This window comes from Arthrobacter sp. 35/47, from assembly GCF_000520475.1.
GTDB classification, from domain to species: domain Bacteria; phylum Actinomycetota; class Actinomycetes; order Actinomycetales; family Micrococcaceae; genus Arthrobacter_D; species Arthrobacter_D subterraneus.
In genome coordinates this window covers 28,078-43,888 of sequence record NZ_KI914613.1, presented here as the reverse complement: position 1 = coordinate 43,888, position 15,811 = coordinate 28,078, and the positions used below count along the sequence as shown (strand labels likewise).

13 protein-coding genes and 2 tRNA genes are annotated in these 15,811 nt (G+C 66.3%); 3 read left to right on the top strand and 12 right to left on the bottom strand.

The genetic code is table 11. The features are described from left to right. Window positions 1-121: 121 nt before the first annotated feature. From X803_RS0112675 to X803_RS0112650, 6 genes are all read right to left on the bottom strand, one after another. Window positions 122-195: transfer RNA gene (locus X803_RS0112675), tRNA-Ile, on the bottom strand. Window positions 196-262: 67 nt separating this feature from the next. Beyond that, window positions 263-1,459, bottom strand: a complete 1,197-nt coding sequence (locus X803_RS0112670) for a glycosyltransferase (protein ID WP_026545417.1) — start codon at window positions 1,457-1,459, stop codon at window positions 263-265. Between the two features lie 43 nt (window positions 1,460-1,502). Further along, complete coding sequence (locus X803_RS0112665; RefSeq protein ID WP_026545416.1) at window positions 1,503-2,393, bottom strand: DMT family transporter; 891 nt, start codon at window positions 2,391-2,393, stop codon at window positions 1,503-1,505. Between the two features lie 13 nt (window positions 2,394-2,406). Further along, entirely contained in the window at window positions 2,407-3,015 is a 609-nt protein-coding gene (locus tag X803_RS19825) for a CDP-alcohol phosphatidyltransferase family protein (protein WP_084033728.1), read from the bottom strand. A gap of 75 nt (window positions 3,016-3,090) precedes the next feature. Further along, on the bottom strand, window positions 3,091-3,945 hold the full coding sequence (locus tag X803_RS0112655; RefSeq protein ID WP_026545415.1) for a phage holin family protein: 855 nt from the start codon (window positions 3,943-3,945) through the stop codon (window positions 3,091-3,093). A 67-nt stretch (window positions 3,946-4,012) separates the two neighbouring features. Next, the gene (locus tag X803_RS0112650) at window positions 4,013-5,455 is read right to left on the bottom strand and encodes a sugar porter family MFS transporter (RefSeq protein ID WP_253907467.1); all 1,443 of its coding nucleotides are present in this window, start codon (window positions 5,453-5,455) and stop codon (window positions 4,013-4,015) included. Window positions 5,456-5,730: 275 nt separating this feature from the next. On the opposite strand from X803_RS0112650, the gene X803_RS0112645 reads away from it, so the two are divergent. Beyond that, window positions 5,731-6,954, top strand: coding sequence for a multidrug effflux MFS transporter (locus tag X803_RS0112645; protein WP_026545413.1), 1,224 nt, complete (start codon window positions 5,731-5,733; stop codon window positions 6,952-6,954). A gap of 26 nt (window positions 6,955-6,980) precedes the next feature. On the opposite strand, the gene X803_RS0112640 is transcribed toward X803_RS0112645, so the two are convergent. The 6 genes from X803_RS0112640 to X803_RS19820 form a co-directional block, all read right to left on the bottom strand. Then, window positions 6,981-8,459 carry an SDR family oxidoreductase gene (locus tag X803_RS0112640; protein ID WP_026545412.1) on the bottom strand — a complete coding sequence of 493 codons (1,479 nt, stop codon included), beginning with the start codon at window positions 8,457-8,459 and terminating at the stop codon, window positions 6,981-6,983. Between the two features lie 93 nt (window positions 8,460-8,552). After that, window positions 8,553-8,625 (bottom strand) — tRNA-Asn (locus X803_RS0112635). A 55-nt stretch (window positions 8,626-8,680) separates the two neighbouring features. Then, a complete protein-coding gene (gene dnaG / locus X803_RS0112630) occupies window positions 8,681-10,684 on the bottom strand; it encodes a DNA primase (RefSeq protein WP_026545411.1) in 2,004 nt (667 codons plus the stop codon). 64 nt (window positions 10,685-10,748) lie between these two features. Beyond that, complete coding sequence (locus X803_RS0112625) at window positions 10,749-12,044, bottom strand: deoxyguanosinetriphosphate triphosphohydrolase (RefSeq protein ID WP_026545410.1); 1,296 nt, start codon at window positions 12,042-12,044, stop codon at window positions 10,749-10,751. A gap of 13 nt (window positions 12,045-12,057) precedes the next feature. After that, window positions 12,058-13,236: a tRNA dihydrouridine synthase DusB gene (gene dusB, locus X803_RS0112620; RefSeq protein ID WP_026545409.1), complete on the bottom strand. Its 1,179-nt coding sequence runs from the start codon at window positions 13,234-13,236 to the stop codon at window positions 12,058-12,060. Between the two features lie 44 nt (window positions 13,237-13,280). Next, window positions 13,281-14,597 carry a YibE/F family protein gene (locus X803_RS19820; protein ID WP_084033724.1) on the bottom strand — a complete coding sequence of 439 codons (1,317 nt, stop codon included), beginning with the start codon at window positions 14,595-14,597 and terminating at the stop codon, window positions 13,281-13,283. A 222-nt stretch (window positions 14,598-14,819) separates the two neighbouring features. On the opposite strand from X803_RS19820, the gene X803_RS0112610 reads away from it, so the two are divergent. Both X803_RS0112610 and X803_RS22335 read left to right on the top strand, forming a co-directional pair. Further along, on the top strand, window positions 14,820-15,575 hold the full coding sequence (locus X803_RS0112610) for an alpha/beta hydrolase (protein ID WP_026545408.1): 756 nt from the start codon (window positions 14,820-14,822) through the stop codon (window positions 15,573-15,575). Then, on the top strand, window positions 15,572-15,811 hold a 240-nt coding region (locus tag X803_RS22335; RefSeq protein ID WP_035778934.1), incomplete at its 3' end, for a DUF1295 domain-containing protein. The genes X803_RS0112610 and X803_RS22335, both read left to right, overlap by 4 nt.

Here is a 15,811-nt window from a genome sequence, read left to right as displayed (position 1 = left end):
CCCCTGCGGCGCGGATCACCTCGACCTATGTTACCCGCCAGTAACTTTGTGCACCACCCGGCATGGCGGACAGAGAAAACCCCGGTCCAGCCGGACCGGGGTTTTTCTGCGCACCTTCTTGTAGGGCTGGTGGGGCTTGAACCCACGACAAACGGATTATGAGTCCGCTGCTCTAACCAGCTGAGCTACAGCCCCTCGACGCCGACAACTCATCGGCGCACCCCATTCTAGCCAGAACCGGAGGGCGAAGAATCGCGCGTGGCTAGACCGTCTCCTCGGTGTGCAGCCTGCCCACGTAGAGATCCTCGAAGGTAGCCAGCGTAGCGTCGATGCTGTGCTTCTCCACCATGGAACGGCTCATCTTTCCCATCCGCTCGCGTTCAGCCTCGGGCATCGAGATGATCTCCGTGAGGCGCATGGCCAGCTCGTCGCTGTCATGGGGCGTGAAGAGGTAGCCGTTGGCGCCGTCCTCCACGAGGTGCGGCAGCGCCATCGCGTTGGCGAGCAGCACGGGCGTGGAGGCGGACATCGCTTCGAGGGTGACCAGCGACTGCAGCTCTGCGGTGCCGGGCTGGCAGAAGACCGTGGCCCGCAGGTAGGCCAGGCGCAGCTGTTCGTCGTCGATCAGTCCGTGGAAGATCACCCGGTCTCCCAATCCCAGACGCCGGGCCTGGGCCTGCAGGGCGGGTTTGACCTCTCCCCCGCCGACGATCTCCAGGTGCAGGTTCAGCTCGCGCGGGGTCTTTGCGACTGCGTCAATGAGGACGTCCACATGCTTTTCCTCGGCGAGCCGCCCCACGAACAGCACAATGGGATAGTCGGGGCGCTCGATCCGCTCGCCCGGCTTCGGCTCGTACGCCGTTGCGTCGATGCCGTTCGACAGTGGGAGCACCTTGCGCAGGAACGCGTGCTCGTGCATGGCCTTGGCCGCCAGCGGAGTGGGCGTGGTGACGACGTCGGCCTTCCCCATGACGCGGCCCATGTCCCGCCAGGAGTTCTTCGCGACGATGTTCTTGAACCACTGAGGAAAGGGCAGGAACGGGTTCAGGTTTTCGGGCATGAAGTGGTTGGTTGCCACCACGCGGATGCCGCGCTTCACAGCCTCATAGAGCGCGTACTCGCCGACCATGTAGTGGCACTGGACGTGGACGACATCGGGCTGGACCCGGTCGAAGAGCATGCTGATTTCACGCTTGATTTCCCACGGCAGGCAGATACGCCAGTACTCATGGGTCGGAACCGAGTGCGAGCGGAGCCGGTGGACGGCCCACTCCCCGCCCGGCTCGGTGAAGCTCTTGCCCGAGGTGCTGTTTGCGGCCAGAACGTGGACATCATGGCCGCGGGCGCTCATTCCCTTGGCGAGCCGGTAGCCGAACTGGGCCGCCCCGTTGACATGCGGCGGGTAGGTGTCTGCGGCGATGAGGATGGTCAGCGGCGCGTCTGCTGCCGGATGGGTCACGAAGTAGTCCTCGGGTTGGCAACGGTGGGCGAAGTCACCGGCGTTACCGCCGTCGTGCTTCTTTCTGGCGCCTGACCACATCGGGGTGGTGGCGCGAGAGTGCTATTACTCCAACAATAGCAACGATGGCGGCCGCACCCATGGCAAGCGCGACGACCGATTCGACATTCGGCTGCAGCTCACCCAGCACCGAGATCCCGACGGCGATTCCCACGATCGGATCGACGACCGTGAGTCCTGCGATCACCAGGTCGGGCGGACCGGTGGCATAGGCGCTCTGGACAAACCAGGAGCCAAGTCCGGCAGCAGCAATGATGGCGATGACACTGTAGACCGGGACGTTGAGCAGGAACCTGCCGTTCGGATCCAGCAGGTGGGTGGCGATGATCTTGGTCAGCACGGCAACGAATCCGAAGAGCACACCGGCACCGAGAATGTAGGTGAAGGCGTTGAGCCGTCGCTTGAAAACCGCGGCGAGGGTCCCGAAGATGGCGACAGCGATGCAGAGCAGCAGGACGGCCGTCAGTTCCTGGTCGGGCAGGACAACGTGGTTCTTCCGGGTGACGTTCAGGGCCAGCAGCACGAACAGTGCGCTTCCGCTCACGCAGGCGGAGATTGCAACGACCGTGGCCCGGTTGATCCGCACGCCCTGGTCCCGGGAGTTGACGATTGTCGTGATCACCAGGGCAATCGCCCCGATGGGCTGGACAACGGTCAGGCTTGCGAGGCTGAGGGCGATGACGTTGCAGATGATCCCGGCAATGAGCAGGATCAGGCCGAGTATCCAGCGGGGGTTGCGCAGAAGCCGCACAAAGCCGGTGGAGTTCAGCGCGAGGCCACCGGTGTTGGAGCGTACGGCGCTACCCTGACGCTGGGCGCCGACAGCGAGAAAGCATGCGCCCAGCAGGGCCAGGAAAACCGCTACCCAGGCCATGCGCCCGTTTTCGTCATGCGGAGCGCTCCAGGCGGTACACACGGTGTGCCGCCGTGAAGTAGCCGTAGAACGCGATGAGGTGTCCGATACAACCGAGAACCAGCAGGGTTGTGGCGGTGATCTCGAGCCAGGGCTGGTCGAAACCTTCGACGCGCTGCAGCAGCAGCAGCGGTGATCCGACCAGCAGCAACGCGGTGCGGATCTTGCCGATGTTGGTCACCGGCAGGGAAATCGGTCCGTGGAAGAGGATCAGGGCGTTGATGATCAGGATGGCGTCGGGGATCACGATGGTCCATACCAGCCACGCGGGCGCCACGCCGTCGACCACGAAGGTCACGGCAATGACGATCAGCGCAGTCCTGTCGGCAACCGGGTCCAGCCATTTGCCGACCGAGGAAACCTGCCCGAACCTCCGTGCAACGTAGCCGTCCACCCAGTCGGTTGAACCGAGGAGCACAAGGGTGATGACCGCAGCGGCATACTCGCGCTGGACGATGAACATGACGAACAGCGGGACGCCAAGGAACCGGACCACCGTGATGATGTTCGGCACGGTCCAGAAGGTGTCCAATTCGGCAGGGGTCTCCCCCGGCTTTCCCCCTGCGCCAATAAGTCTGATCACTGTCCCTCCGCTCCCATTATCACAGCAGGCCTGCGCGGCAGCGGACAGGCGGGGGGAATGAGCCCTTGCCCCGGCTTATTTGGCGACGAGCCGGCGCACCATCACCGCGATCGCGGCAGCGGAGGCGGCGACCACGCTGAGCGGCTTCCAGCGGTCAGCGAGTGTCTGGGTGTGCCGGGCCGGAGCGTGCGCGGCGGGAGCGTGCGTGGCCGAAGCCGTACCGCTCCGGGTACGCCGGGCATCGCGGGCGTGCACTGCTGAGGACTTCGCCTGGGCAGCGGCCTGACGTGCCCTTGCCGTGGTGCCGCCGAACCGGGACTTGAAATCCAGTCCCCGGCCGAGGTCCTCGCGGGTCTCGGCGATGTGGTCGCGGCGGCGGCCCGACCGGCTGCGGAGCTCGGCGTAGGACGGCGCAGGCGGCTTGGGCTCTCCGGTGTCCTTCTGTTTGGGCTTCTTCTCCTCTTTGGGCTTCTGCACATCGAGGGTTGCCGGATCGAACTTGCGGCCTTCCTTGAGCACTCCGATGTCGTATTTCACTCCGCGGATGGCGTCCTCGGGCAGGAGTGGCAGCGCCTTCTTGAACCGGGACAGGCCCATCAGCCCGGCGATGGCCGCAATGATGAGGAACATGGCGGCAAAACACAACGCAGCGAGCCAGGGCGGCATGATGGTGCCCAGGCCCATGATGGCCGCGACAATGAGCGCGACCACGAGGAAGGCGACGAAAACCAGCGCCACGGCGAAGAACGCGGCTGCGACGCCTGCGGTAATGCCCTTCTGCTTCAGCTGTTCGCGGGCAAGCGAGACTTCGTCGTTCAGCTGGCGTGGCGTCAGCCGCAGCAGCAATCTGATCAGGCCGATGACCGACGGCGTTCCGGCGGACCGATTCACCCGCGTGCTGGTCGAGCTTTCCATGTGCCGTGCTCCCATTCGTTCATTCTGCGCGTCTGTCCCAAAATTACCACCGACGCATATTTCTCGCGCGCGGGCGCCCGGCTCACCTGACGGGAGTGAGATCCTCCCTGTCCTCCAGTTCACGGCCTGCGTATTCCTGCAGCCTGGTCTTCACAAACCAGAAGGAGACGACGGCGAATCCGGTAAATACCGCGTACATAATCCAGACACCGAGGTTCTCGCTGACCCAGGGGAAAGCGAGCGTGACGATGAAGTTGAAGATCCAGTTCACCATGGTTGCCACTCCGAGGGCGATGGAACGGATCTTGTTGGGGAACATCTCGCCGAGCGTCACCCACATGACCGGCCCCCAGGTCGCGGCAAAGAAGACCACGAACAGGTTTGCACCAACGAGGGCAACCGGACCCCAGATTCCCGGCAGGGACACGTCGGCGCCGCTGCCTGTTGCCTGCGCGAAGGAGACGGTGGCGGCGAGCAGACCGGCGAACATGCCTGCCGAGCCGACCAGCAGCAGCTTGCGCCGGCCGATCCTGTCGACAAAAAAGATGGCCACGAAGGTCATTGCCACGTTGATGATCGAGGTGATCACCGACGTCGTGAATGAGTCGCTCTCGCTGAAGCCGACCGACTGCCACAGCGTGGTGGAGTAGTAGAAGATTGCGTTGATTCCGACCAGCTGCTGCAGCGCGGCGACGGCCATGCCGACCCAGAGGATGGGCTGCAGCCCCAGCACGGACCCGCGCAGGTCCCGGAGGCTGGTCCTGTCCTCCATCCGGAGGGTGGAGCGGATTTCCGCCAGCTTGGTGGAGGTGTCCCGGATGCCCGTGACCCGGGACAGAACGTGCGCAGCCTCGGCATCCCGGCCGCCGCGGATCAGGTAATGCGGTGATTCGGGAATGGTCAGGGAGAGCACACCGTAGATGATGGCGGGCACGACGCCGACCAGCAGCATCCAGCGCCAGGCTGACAGTCCCCACCACAGCTCGCCGGCAGCTCCGCCGGCGAGATCGGCAAGCCAGGCGTCCGACAGCAGCGCGGCGAAAATTCCGACCGTGATGGCGAGCTGCTGGATGGAGGCGAGACCGCCGCGCCATTTGGCGGGCGCGATCTCTGCGATGTAGCCCGGCGCGATCACCGAGGCCACACCGATTGCCACGCCGCCCACCAACCGCCAGAGCATCAGGTCCCACTCGCTGATGGCAAACCCGGAGCCGACGGAGTTGACCAGGAAGAGCACTGCCGCGCCGAACATCACCCGCTTCCGGCCGAGGCGGTCCGCCAGCTCACCGGCGAACCATGCACCGGCTGCGCACCCGAGGAGGGTAATGGCAACCGTGAAGCCGAGAACCGCCTCACCCAGCCCGAAATCCTCCTGGATGGCGTCCACCGCACCATTGACCACGGCGGTATCGAACCCGAACAGGAGTCCGCCGACGGCGGCAGCAACGCTGACTCCGATGACCTTCCCGAGGTGTGGTTGTACTTCCGGCGACGGCTGGCCGCTCTTCGGATTATTGACGGGCACGTCTGGCGCTCCTGGATCTCGTGACTTCGCTTGCTGCCTGAACCGCATTTCAACCTACCTCAGGGCAAAGCCCGCCGGACAACCGGGGAGTGCCCGTGCCCGGACCGGGTTTCGGTGGGCTGCGGGAGGCCTCTAAGATAGTTATTGATTCGTTGTGGCAACCACCGTTTCCCGTCGCCGGAGGCTACCGGCTGACCGGCTCTCCACCTTTTCTCCGTCTGCAGCGTCGCAGTGCGCCCTCCCCGCGCCCGAACATACGCCCAGTTAGGTATCCGTTGAGCACCATCACTCACCCCGGTGACGCCCTCACCCGTCGGCAGAAGCTGATCTACGTCATCATTCTTGGCACCCTGACGGCGCTCGGTCCGTTCACCATCGATCTGTACCTGCCTGCCTTCCCGGCCCTGCAGGATGATCTCGGCGTCACCGAGGCGGCGGTCCAGCTCACCCTGACCGGGACGATCATCGGTTTTGCAACCGGCCAGCTGCTCGTGGGCCCGCTCAGCGACAAGGTGGGCCGGCGGCTTCCGTTGATCGCCGCCACCACCGTGCATGTGGTGGCTTCTCTCGGCGCGGCGCTGTCGACCGACATCGGCATGCTCATGGTTTTCCGCGTTCTGCAGGGTGTCGGCGCGGCCGGCGGCGGTGTTGTAGCCATGGCAATGATCCGGGATCTTTTCAGCGGGTACCCGCTGGTGCGGATGCTCTCCTATATGGCGCTGGTAAACGGTATGGCGCCCATCTTTGCGCCTGTCATCGGGTCACAGCTGCTGGTGGTCATGCCGTGGCCGGGCATCTTCTGGTTCCTCGCCGCCTACGGCTTCCTGGTGATTCTTGCTGTCTCGGTCTTCATCATCGAGACCCTGCCGGCGGAGCGGAGGAAGGCGTCGTCGTCGACCGCTTTACAGCGGTACCGGGCCGTGCTGACTGACCGTGTCTTCATCGGTGTCCTTCTGGTGGGAGGAATGAACTTCTCCGGACTGTTCTCCTACCTTTCGGCTTCGCCCTTCCTGTTCCAGGATGTCTACGGCCTCGACCCGCAACAGTATGGGCTGCTTTTCGCCGTGAATTCCCTGGGCATCGTCGCGGCGGTCCAGATCAGTGCGCGGGTGGTCCGCAGGGTGGGGCCGCAGTGGATCATCGCCGCTTCCACTGCCGCGATGCTGGTGATGGCGCTCTTGATGATCCTCTTCGACTACCTGGAGTTCGGTTTCTGGGGCACAGCGGTTCCGCTCTGGTTCTACATCTCGGCCGCGGGTTTCACCTTCCCGTGTGTCCAGGTGCTCGCCCTGGCCAACCACGGCGCGCAGGCCGGCACCGCGGCCTCGCTGCTCGGTGCGACCACCTTCGGCCTGGCCGGGGTGATCTCTCCGATAGTCGGGGTGCTCGGAATCGGTTCGGCGACGCCGATGGCGGGCGTGATGGCCGTGTGCATCGCCTTCGGGATTCTTTTCCTGTGGACCATCGTGCGGCCGCGGAGCGTCCCCTCCATTTCCTGAGGGCAGACGTCCCGCCGTGCCGCGCGTCAGCCCTTGGCGACGGCCCTTTCTGCCGTGCGAGTGATATTGCGCGCCATCGAGTAGAAGACCACGCCGTGGAAGGGCAGGACGCTCAGCCAGTAGAGCCGGCCGGCGAGTCCGCGGGGAAAGAACACCGCGCGCTGGCGGTATTCGCTCGCGCCGCCGTCGGGCACTACCGACAGCTCCAGCCACGCGCGCCCCGGAAGCTTCATTTCGGCCCGCAGCCGCAGCTTTTCACCGCGCACCAGTTCCTCCACGCGCCAGAAGTCGAGCGCCTCGCCCGCCATCAGGTCCGAGGAATGCCGGCGCCCGCGGCGCAGGCCAACCCCGCCCGCCAGCTTGTCCAGCCACCCGCGGGCCGCCCAGGCCACCGGCCAGGAATACCAGCCGTTCTCCCCGCCGATGCCCTCGATCACTTTCCAGACTTCGGGCGCGGGTGCGCTTGAGCGGAAGATGCGCTCGTCCTTGTAGACAGTGTGTCCGGCCCACTGCGGGTCGGAGGGCAGTGGGTCCGCGACCGCTTCCCGCAGGGAAGCCCCGGCCCAGCTCGTTTCGACCTCACCGGCACTCATCTTGTTGAGGGCGAGGTCGACGGCGGCGCGGTAGTCGGTCAGGCCGCCCTCCGGCTGTGGCAGGTAGTCATGGATATCCGATTCGGCGGTGACGGCGTCGTGCTGGAGGGATTCGATCAGCGGCATGGCCATGGCGCGCGGGATGGGAGTCACCAGGTTTACCCAGTGTCCGGCCAGGCGCGGGGTGAGGACCGGCAGGGCAAGGACGGTCCGCCGGGGCAATCCTGCGGCTTCCGCGTAGCGCTTCATCATGTCCGCGTAGGTTAGGACGTCACCCGAACCGATGTCGAAGGTGCGGTTGAGCCCCTCGGGGAGGTTCAGGGCGCCGAGCAGATAGGAGATCACGTCCCGGACGGCGATGGGTTCGATGCGGTTCAGCACCCACTTTGGTGCCGGCATGACGGGGAGGACATCAGCCAGATGCCGGATCATCTCGAACGAGGCGGAGCCGGAACCGATCACAACGCCGGCCTGGAACGCGACGGTGGGCACTCCGGAGGCCAGCAGCGCCTCCCCGACCGCCACGCGGGAGCGCATGTGGGTGGACAGCCTGACTCCCTCCGGGTGGAGGCCTCCGAGGTAGACGATGCGCTTCACCCCGGCGCGGGCCGCGGCGCCGGCAACCGTCTCGACAATCCCGGCCTCGCGCTCCTCGAATCCGCGCCCTGATCCCATCGAATGGACCAGGTAGTAGAGCGTGTAGACGCCCTCGCAGGCGCGGTCCATGGTGTCGGCATCCTGGAGGTCGCCCTCGATCACCTCGACCTGTGCCGCCCACGGGACGTCACGCAGCTTCTGCGGAGACCGCACCACCACGCGCACACGGCGGCCGTCCTCCACGAGCCGGGAGACAAGGCGGCCGCCGATGTAGCCGGTGGCACCCGTGACGAGGACTAGATCATCTTTCAGCATGGGGCAACAGTAGCGGCACATGCTGGACGCCCGATGGGAGCGATGAAAAGAAAGGCTCCTGACCGGCGTTGATGCAGGTCAGGAGCCTATTTGCTCCCCCGACTGGACTTGAACCAGTAACCCTTCGATTAACAGTCGAATGCTCTGCCAATTGAGCTACGGGGGAAAGCAGCGAGATCAACTTTACATAGGAAAAGCGGTGAAGTGAAATTGATCGGCAGCTAGTCGGAGCGCAGCGCGCGGCGTTCCATTTCGAGCTGCATCAGCTCCCGGTTCAGCTGCTGGAACAGGGACGGATCAGCCGACGGGTCCAGGCGTTGAAGGGCGCCCAGCTTCTCGGCCTTGAGCCGGGTGATACGCAGTTCGGAGAGCCCGTTGAGGATGTCGCGGCAATACATTGCCAGCGCATCCGCGTCCTTTGCGGGCAACGGGGTCACCGCCAGTTCGCTGACGAAGCCCCGCAGCATCTCGGGGACCTCCTGACGCACCCGTTCCACCCAGTTCGACGCCGCCCCCGGCCCGTCAGTGCCGCCCGCTCCGGCTGCCCGGACGGCATCATGCAGGGCGGCATACGCAGGCACCGAGAAACGTGAATCGGCGAACCGTTCCCACTGGCTCTGATCAAGCAGTTGGGGGTACTGCAGGACCACCTCGAGCGCCTCCCGCTCCATCCGTGCCACCGGATCACGCGGGTCGGGACGGCTGAACTGCGGTGACTCGACAGCGGTTCCGTCCTGTTGCCGTCCGTTCTGCTGCCGCCCGTCCTGTTGCCTGCCGTCCTGCTGCCGCCCGTCCTGCTGCCTGCCGAATTCCCCGGGACGACGGCGGTTGTCCGCCGGGGCGCCCTGCCCGCCCCGTGCTTCCTGCGCCGGCTGCGCTGCCCGCTTGGCCGCTGACGCCACGGCTTGCGCCACCTGGTCCTCGCCCACAAACTGCATGCCGAGCCACCGGGACAGTTCCCGGGTGTAGACGGACCTGAGCGACACATCCCGGATGTTTGCGACAATCGGCGCCGCATGACGAAGAGCTTTCATCTGGCCCTCTCCGGTGGAGAGGTCAAACTGGTCGAAGGAAGCCTTGATGGCGAACTCGAACAGCGGGCGCCGTGTGCTGATGAGATCCTGGACGGCCTGGTCTCCCGCGGTCTGCCGGAGCTCGCACGGGTCTGCACCGCCGGCGCCGACCGCCACGTAGGTCTGGGCGTTGAACCGCTGGTCTTCCTCGAAGGCCCGCAGTGCGGCCTTCTGCCCTGCCGCATCGCCGTCGAAGGTGAAAATGACTTCTCCCCCGGTGCCGTCGTCGGACAGCAGCCGGCGCGCAATCTTGATGTGATCCGCACCGAAGGCGGTACCGCAGGTCGCGACGGCGGTGCCCACACCGGCCAGATGGCAGGCCATGACGTCGGTGTAGCCCTCCACCACCACGAGCTGCCGGCTCTTGGCGATCTCCCGCTTGGCGAGGTCGATGCCGTACAGCACCTGTGACTTCTTGTAGAGCGTGGTTTCCGGGGTGTTGAGGTATTTGGGACCCTGGTCATCCTCGTACAGCTTGCGCGCGCCGAATCCCACCGTGTCTCCGGTGATGTCCCGGATGGGCCACATGAGGCGTCCGCGGAAACGGTCATAGAACCGGCCGGCGTTGGTGGACGAGGTGCTGAACATCCCGGTCAGTTTCAGCTCATCCAGGGTGAAGCCGCGGCTGGTCAGGTGTTTGAGCAGGCCGTCCCACCCCTGCGGCGCGTAACCTACCCCGAAGTGCTCGGCTGCCGCGCGGTCAAAGCCGCGCTCCTGGAGGAAAGCGCGCGCCGTGGCGGCTTCCTGGGTCAGCAGCTGGTCCCGGTAGAACTCAGCGGCGATCTTGTGCGCATCCAGCAGCCGCTGCCGCCTGCCGGTGTCCTCCCGGCGCGGTCCGGTGCCGCCGTCCTCGTAGCGCAACTCGAACCCGATGCGTGCCGCGAGCTTCTCCACGGTCTCCGCGAAGGAGGTGTGGTCCATCTTCTGGACAAAGGAGATGACGTCGCCGCCCTCACCGCAGCCGAAGCAGTGGTAGGACCCCATCTGGGGGCGCACATGGAACGACGGCGAGCGCTCGTCGTGGAACGGACACAGCCCCTTCCAGGAGCCCACTCCTGCGGATTTGAGGGTGACGTAGCCGTCGACGACTTCCTTGATGTCGGTGCGCTGGCGAACCTCATCGATGTCTTCGCGCTTGATGAGTCCGGCCATGCTCTCCAGTCTAGGCGTGCGGGGTTCCGGCTCACGCCGTGGGTTGAATGCCTGTGGGCAATTCCTACCAGAGCGCGGGAACGGGCCCGACAACCCTCTCGTGCAGGGCAAGCGCTGAAGCATCCGTAAGGGATGCGACCTGGTCGATGACCACGCGGAGGCGGGCGTCGTCGTCGTCGGCTTCGCGCCAGTCAGAGGCGAACATGGGCTCGAGGTAGCGGTCCCCGGACGCGGCCATCTGCTGCACCAGCGAGGTGAGGACCTCGCGTTGCCGCTCATAGACGGGCTGGCGGTGGACGCTGGTCATGACGTAGGTGGTGGCCAGGCCCTTCATGACGGCGATCTCCGTGACGGTGTCCTCGGGAACCACCATTTCGGCCGCGTACCGGGTGAGCGGGTCGGTGCCGTAGATGCCCCGGGTGGTTTCCAGCGCGCTCAGGCAGAAACGCCCGATGAGCTGGCTGGTCATGTTCTTCAGGGCTGCCATGGCCCTGCGGCTGCCGTCAGCCTCGCGCACCCAGACGTCCGTCGCTTCAAGCCGCGCCAGGGCGGCGTCGACGGCGGCGGGATCCGAGTGTGGCAGGTACCACTGCTGGGTGTACCCGACCACCCGTGCGCGCTGGTCCGGATTGTCCATCCACTTGAGCTGGAAGTGACCGGCGACAATGGCGTCCTCGACGTCGTGGACCGAGTAGGAGATGTCATCGGCGAGGTCCATCACCTGGGCCTCAAGGCAGGACCTGCCGGCGGGCGCCCCCTGCCGGAGCCACGTGAAGACCGGGAGATCATCCTCGTAGGCGCCGAACTTGGACGTTCGGTGCCCATGGATGACCGGCGCGTCCGAAGCGGTCCAGGGGTACTTGCAGGCGGCGTCGAGGCTGGCGCGGGTCAGGTTCAGCCCTGCGGGCTCGCCGTCCGCACGGATGACCTTCGGCTCCAGCCGGGTCAGGAGCCGGAGGGTCTGGGCGTTGCCCTCGAACCCGCCGATGGAGTGCGCCAGGTCATTCAGCGTGGCCTCCCCGTTGTGGCCGAACGGCGGATGGCCGAGGTCATGGGACAGGCAGGCGGCGTCGACGATATCGGGATCGCAGCCAAGGGACCGGCCGAGTTCGCGTCCCACCTGAGCCACTTCGAGGCTGTGCGTCAGCCGGGTCCGGACAAAGTCATCAGTGTCCGGTGCGACAACCTGGGTCTTCGCCCCCAGCCTTCGCAGGGCCGAAGAGTGAAGCACTCGGGCGCGGTCCCGCTCGAAGTGGGTGCGGTGGAGGCTTTTGGGCGGCTCGTCCACCCAGCGCTGCATGTCCGCGTCCGTGTAGCCCGGCGTGACCGGCGACTGGTTGGCCGCGGCGGAATCCCGCATGTACTCCCCTGTCCTATCCACCGGATACGTCGACTTCCGCTGCGGCGATGTCCGCCTGCTGGTCGGCGTTGAGCTGGCGTGCCTCGAGCCACCGTTCCGGCAGCGCGGTGCGTTTCGGTGAGCCCGCCCGCCCGCGTGGGCCCTCGGCGTCGGCTCCCGGGTACGGCGAGGTGCGGTCCAGTTGGTCCAGCAGGCCGCGCAGCACCTCAAGGGTGGGAACCGTGGCGAGCGCGGCGCGCAGGTCGCCGCCCACCACGTAACCCTTGAAGTACCAGGCCATGTGCTTGCGGATGTCGCGCAGCGCCATCATCTCGTTGCCGAACGTGTCGACCAGCAGTTCCGCATGCCGGTAGACGGTGTCGGCGACCTGGCCGAGGCCCGGCCGGTGCCGTTCGTCGCTGCCCTCGAAGGCGTTCATCAGGTCTCCGAACAGCCACGGCCGGCCCTGGCACCCGCGGCCGATGACGACGCCGTCGACGCCGGTCTCGCGCACCATCGAGATGGCGTCTTCCGCACTCCAGATATCGCCGTTGCCCAGCACGGGGATGTCCGGGAGGGACTCACGCAACTCCGCGATCGCATTCCAGTCGGCCTTGCCGGAGTAGAACTGGGACGCGGTGCGTCCATGCAGCGCGACGGCGGCCACACCGGCGTCGCGCGCTATCTTTCCGGCCTCACGGAAGGTCAGGTGGTCTTCGTCGATACCCTTGCGCATCTTGATGGTCAGCGGGATGTTTCCGCGGGAGGCTTCCCGGACCGCCGTCTGCACGATGGAGGTGAAGAGGTCGATCTTCCAAGGCAGCGCCGCTCCCCCGCCCTTCCGTGTGACCTTCGGAACGGGGCAGCCGAAGTTGAGGTCGATGTGGTCGGCGCGGTCTTCCTCCACGAGGATGCGGACCGCGGCACCGACGGTCTTGGGATCCACACCGTACAGCTGGACGGAACGCACCTTTTCATCCTCGTCATGGGAGATGATGCGCAGGGACTCCGGGTTGCGCTCAACCAGGGCGCGGGACGTCACCATCTCGGAGACGTACAGCCCGCCCCCGTACTCGCGGCAGAGCCGCCGGAATGCCGTGTTGGTGATGCCGGCCATGGGAGCAAGAACCACCGGGGTGTTCACGGTGATGCCGCCCAGGCGCAGGGGCGGCAGGTCAAGCCGCGTGGCGGTAGTTGTCGGTGCAGTGCTCACCCGTCCATTGTCGCAAGACGGGGCAAATCGGGGGCGGGTGCGGTTCAGCGCTCCCTCTGTCCGCGCAGCTCCCTGCGGCTGGGCAGCGGATCGGCCGGAACACCGCCGGCGTGCGTGTGGACCGATTCCTCGGCTGCCAGCACGGCGGGAGTGGGTTCATCCGCTGCGTGGCCCGCAGGAGGGTGGTGCACCGCCCTGGCGCCCACGGCCTTGACCACTAGAACGGCGATCAGCGTGGTGACGGGGATGGCGAGCACCAGCCCGATCGACCCGACCAGCGTGCGCACCACCTCCTCGACAAGTTCGCCGCTGGTCAGGGTGCTCACCAGTGAACTGTCCTGCAGGGATACCAGGATCAGCAGGGGCAGGGCAGCGCCGGCGTAGGCGAAGGCAATGGTGTAGACGGTTGAGGCGATGTGGTCGCGGCCAATCCGCATGGCCCCCGCGAACAGGCGGCGCGTGGAGGTACCCGGCGCCAGTTCGTACAGTTCCCACACGGCCGATGACTGCGTGATGGTCACGTCGTTCAGCACGCCGAGCCCGGAGATGATCAGCCCGCAGAGGATGATTCCGGACAGTGAGACTTCCGGTGCGGCGTTGATCAGTGCGCTGGAGCTGTCGCTGCCGACGCCGGTGAGGTTTGCGGTGTCGGTTGCCCACGCTGCGAGCAGCGCCGTGATCGCCAGCCCGAAGATTGTGCCCAGCAGAGCCGTCGAGGTCCGGGCGGAGAAGCCGTGAGCGAAATACAGCACTCCGAACATGATCACCACCGAGCCCACGAGGCCCACCAGCAGCGGTGGTTTTCCCTCCACCAGTCCGGGCAGCATGAACTGCGCCAGCACGATCAGCGCACCGACCAGCCCGATGATGGCCCGCAGCCCGCGCCAGCGGGCCACGGATACGACGACGACGGCGTACAGCACCGCGAGCGCCGCCACCGGGAGGGTGCGGACGAAGTCCACGAAGATATAGGGCGCGCCGGCCCCGCTGATCACCCCGTCCAGGTTGAGGTAGCGGATTGAATCACCCGCCTCCACCTGCCCGGAGCGGGCAATCTCCGGATTGAGCTCAACCGGCACGAGTGAGCCGCCGGCGTCGGGCTGGGTGTGGGCCACCAGGCACTGCTGGGCCTCGCCGCCCGCGTCCACCGTCGGCTGGGAGGACGGGCAGTCCTCCAGGACCACCCGCTGGACCGTTCCCACGTCCATGGACGTGCCCGGTGCCGTTGCGAGCGGGTCTGCTACCTGGATGCCGGAAGCGTCGCTGCCGGGCCACAGCAGGATCATTCCGAGAAGCGTGATGACGCCGAGCGGAACGAGGATCGCGGACAGGAGGAAATTTGCGCGTCTGCGCGTTCCCATCAGCGCGGCCTTCTGCTCCGAACTGGGAGGAGAAGCGGCCCCGTCCGACGGATGGATATGGCTGTGGCCCACAACTCGCCCTTCAGTGTTGTTGTACCGGTGGCAGGATGGAAACCTTCCCTCCTGCCTGCGTAGTCCCCTGAGGATTCTACGCAGGAGGACGGACGGCTCCGGGGAAGCGGCGGGTCGCGGGCCGGGGTGCTGGTGAGAGACGGAGGATGCATGGCGAAGGAACGGTTCAGCGAGGCCGACGAAAAGACGGCCGGCGCGATGGTGCATGCGCCGGAGGTGATGATCCGGCCGGCGTCGGCTGCTGTGCGCGGTGTTGCGCTGGTACTCCATGGCGGGCGCGCCAACAGCTTTGAGCCCGTGCGGTCACGCCATCTGAGCCCGGCCCGGATGATCCCCTTCGCGCGACTGCTCTCCGCGTGGGGTTCTCCTGCCGGCCTTGAGACCTGGAACCTGCGGAACCGGGTACGCGGCTGGAACGGCGAGGAGATGTCGCCGCTGCATGACGCGCGGTGGGCGCTGGAGCGGATTCATGACCGGCATCCGGACGTTCCCGTCTACCTGTTGGGCCATTCGATGGGCGGGCTGACGGCCCTCTGCACTGCCGACGATCCGCAGGTGCGCGCCGTCGTCGCCCTCGCTCCATGGGTGGACAGCACTACCCCCGTGCAGCAGGTTGCGGGTCGCCGGGTGCTCATTGTGCACGGTGACCGTGACCGCTGGACCTCCCCCAGACAGTCCCAGCGGTACGCGCAGCGGATCCAGCACATCGCCGACGACGTACGCTACGTGACCATGACCGGTGCGGGGCACTTCATGCTCAGCAAGCTTCCCCTCTGGCATGAGCTCAGTGCGTCCTACCTGCTGGACAGTTTCGCCCGTGACACCGGCGCCCCGGTGAATCCGCGGCACCTGCGCCGCGCTGCCGATGTGCTGGCGCAGCCTTCACCGCTCGGAGGGACGCTGTGACGGGCTTCCCGCTGCCCGCGTTCCCGCTGCCCGCGTTTCTAGCGGGCTTCGGACTGTCGGTGGTGGCCGTCGTCGTACTGCTGGCGGTTGTGTTTGCCGTGGCGGTGGCGCAGAAGCGACACTCCGTGATCGATACGGCCTGGGGGCTCGGCTTCGTGGTGGTTGCGGCGGTGACCTTCCTGGCGTCGGCGGGCGACGGTGCCACGCTCCTCGGTATGCTGCGGCACGAAGCCGGC

Coding starts and splice junctions, on each gene's coding strand:
- X803_RS0112665 (WP_026545416.1), bottom strand. CDS start 2,393: ATGGCCTGGGTAGCGGTTTTCCTGGCCCTGCTGGGCGCATGCTTTCTC.
- X803_RS0112655 (WP_026545415.1), bottom strand. CDS start 3,945: ATGGGAGCACGGCACATGGAAAGCTCGACCAGCACGCGGGTGAATCGG.
- X803_RS0112640 (WP_026545412.1), bottom strand. CDS start 8,459: ATGCTGAAAGATGATCTAGTCCTCGTCACGGGTGCCACCGGCTACATC.
- dnaG (WP_026545411.1), bottom strand. CDS start 10,684: ATGGCCGGACTCATCAAGCGCGAAGACATCGATGAGGTTCGCCAGCGC.
- X803_RS0112625 (WP_026545410.1), bottom strand. CDS start 12,044: ATGCGGGATTCCGCCGCGGCCAACCAGTCGCCGGTCACGCCGGGCTAC.
- X803_RS19820 (WP_084033724.1), bottom strand. CDS start 14,597: ATGGGAACGCGCAGACGCGCAAATTTCCTCCTGTCCGCGATCCTCGTT.
- X803_RS0112610 (WP_026545408.1), top strand. CDS start 14,820: ATGGCGAAGGAACGGTTCAGCGAGGCCGACGAAAAGACGGCCGGCGCG.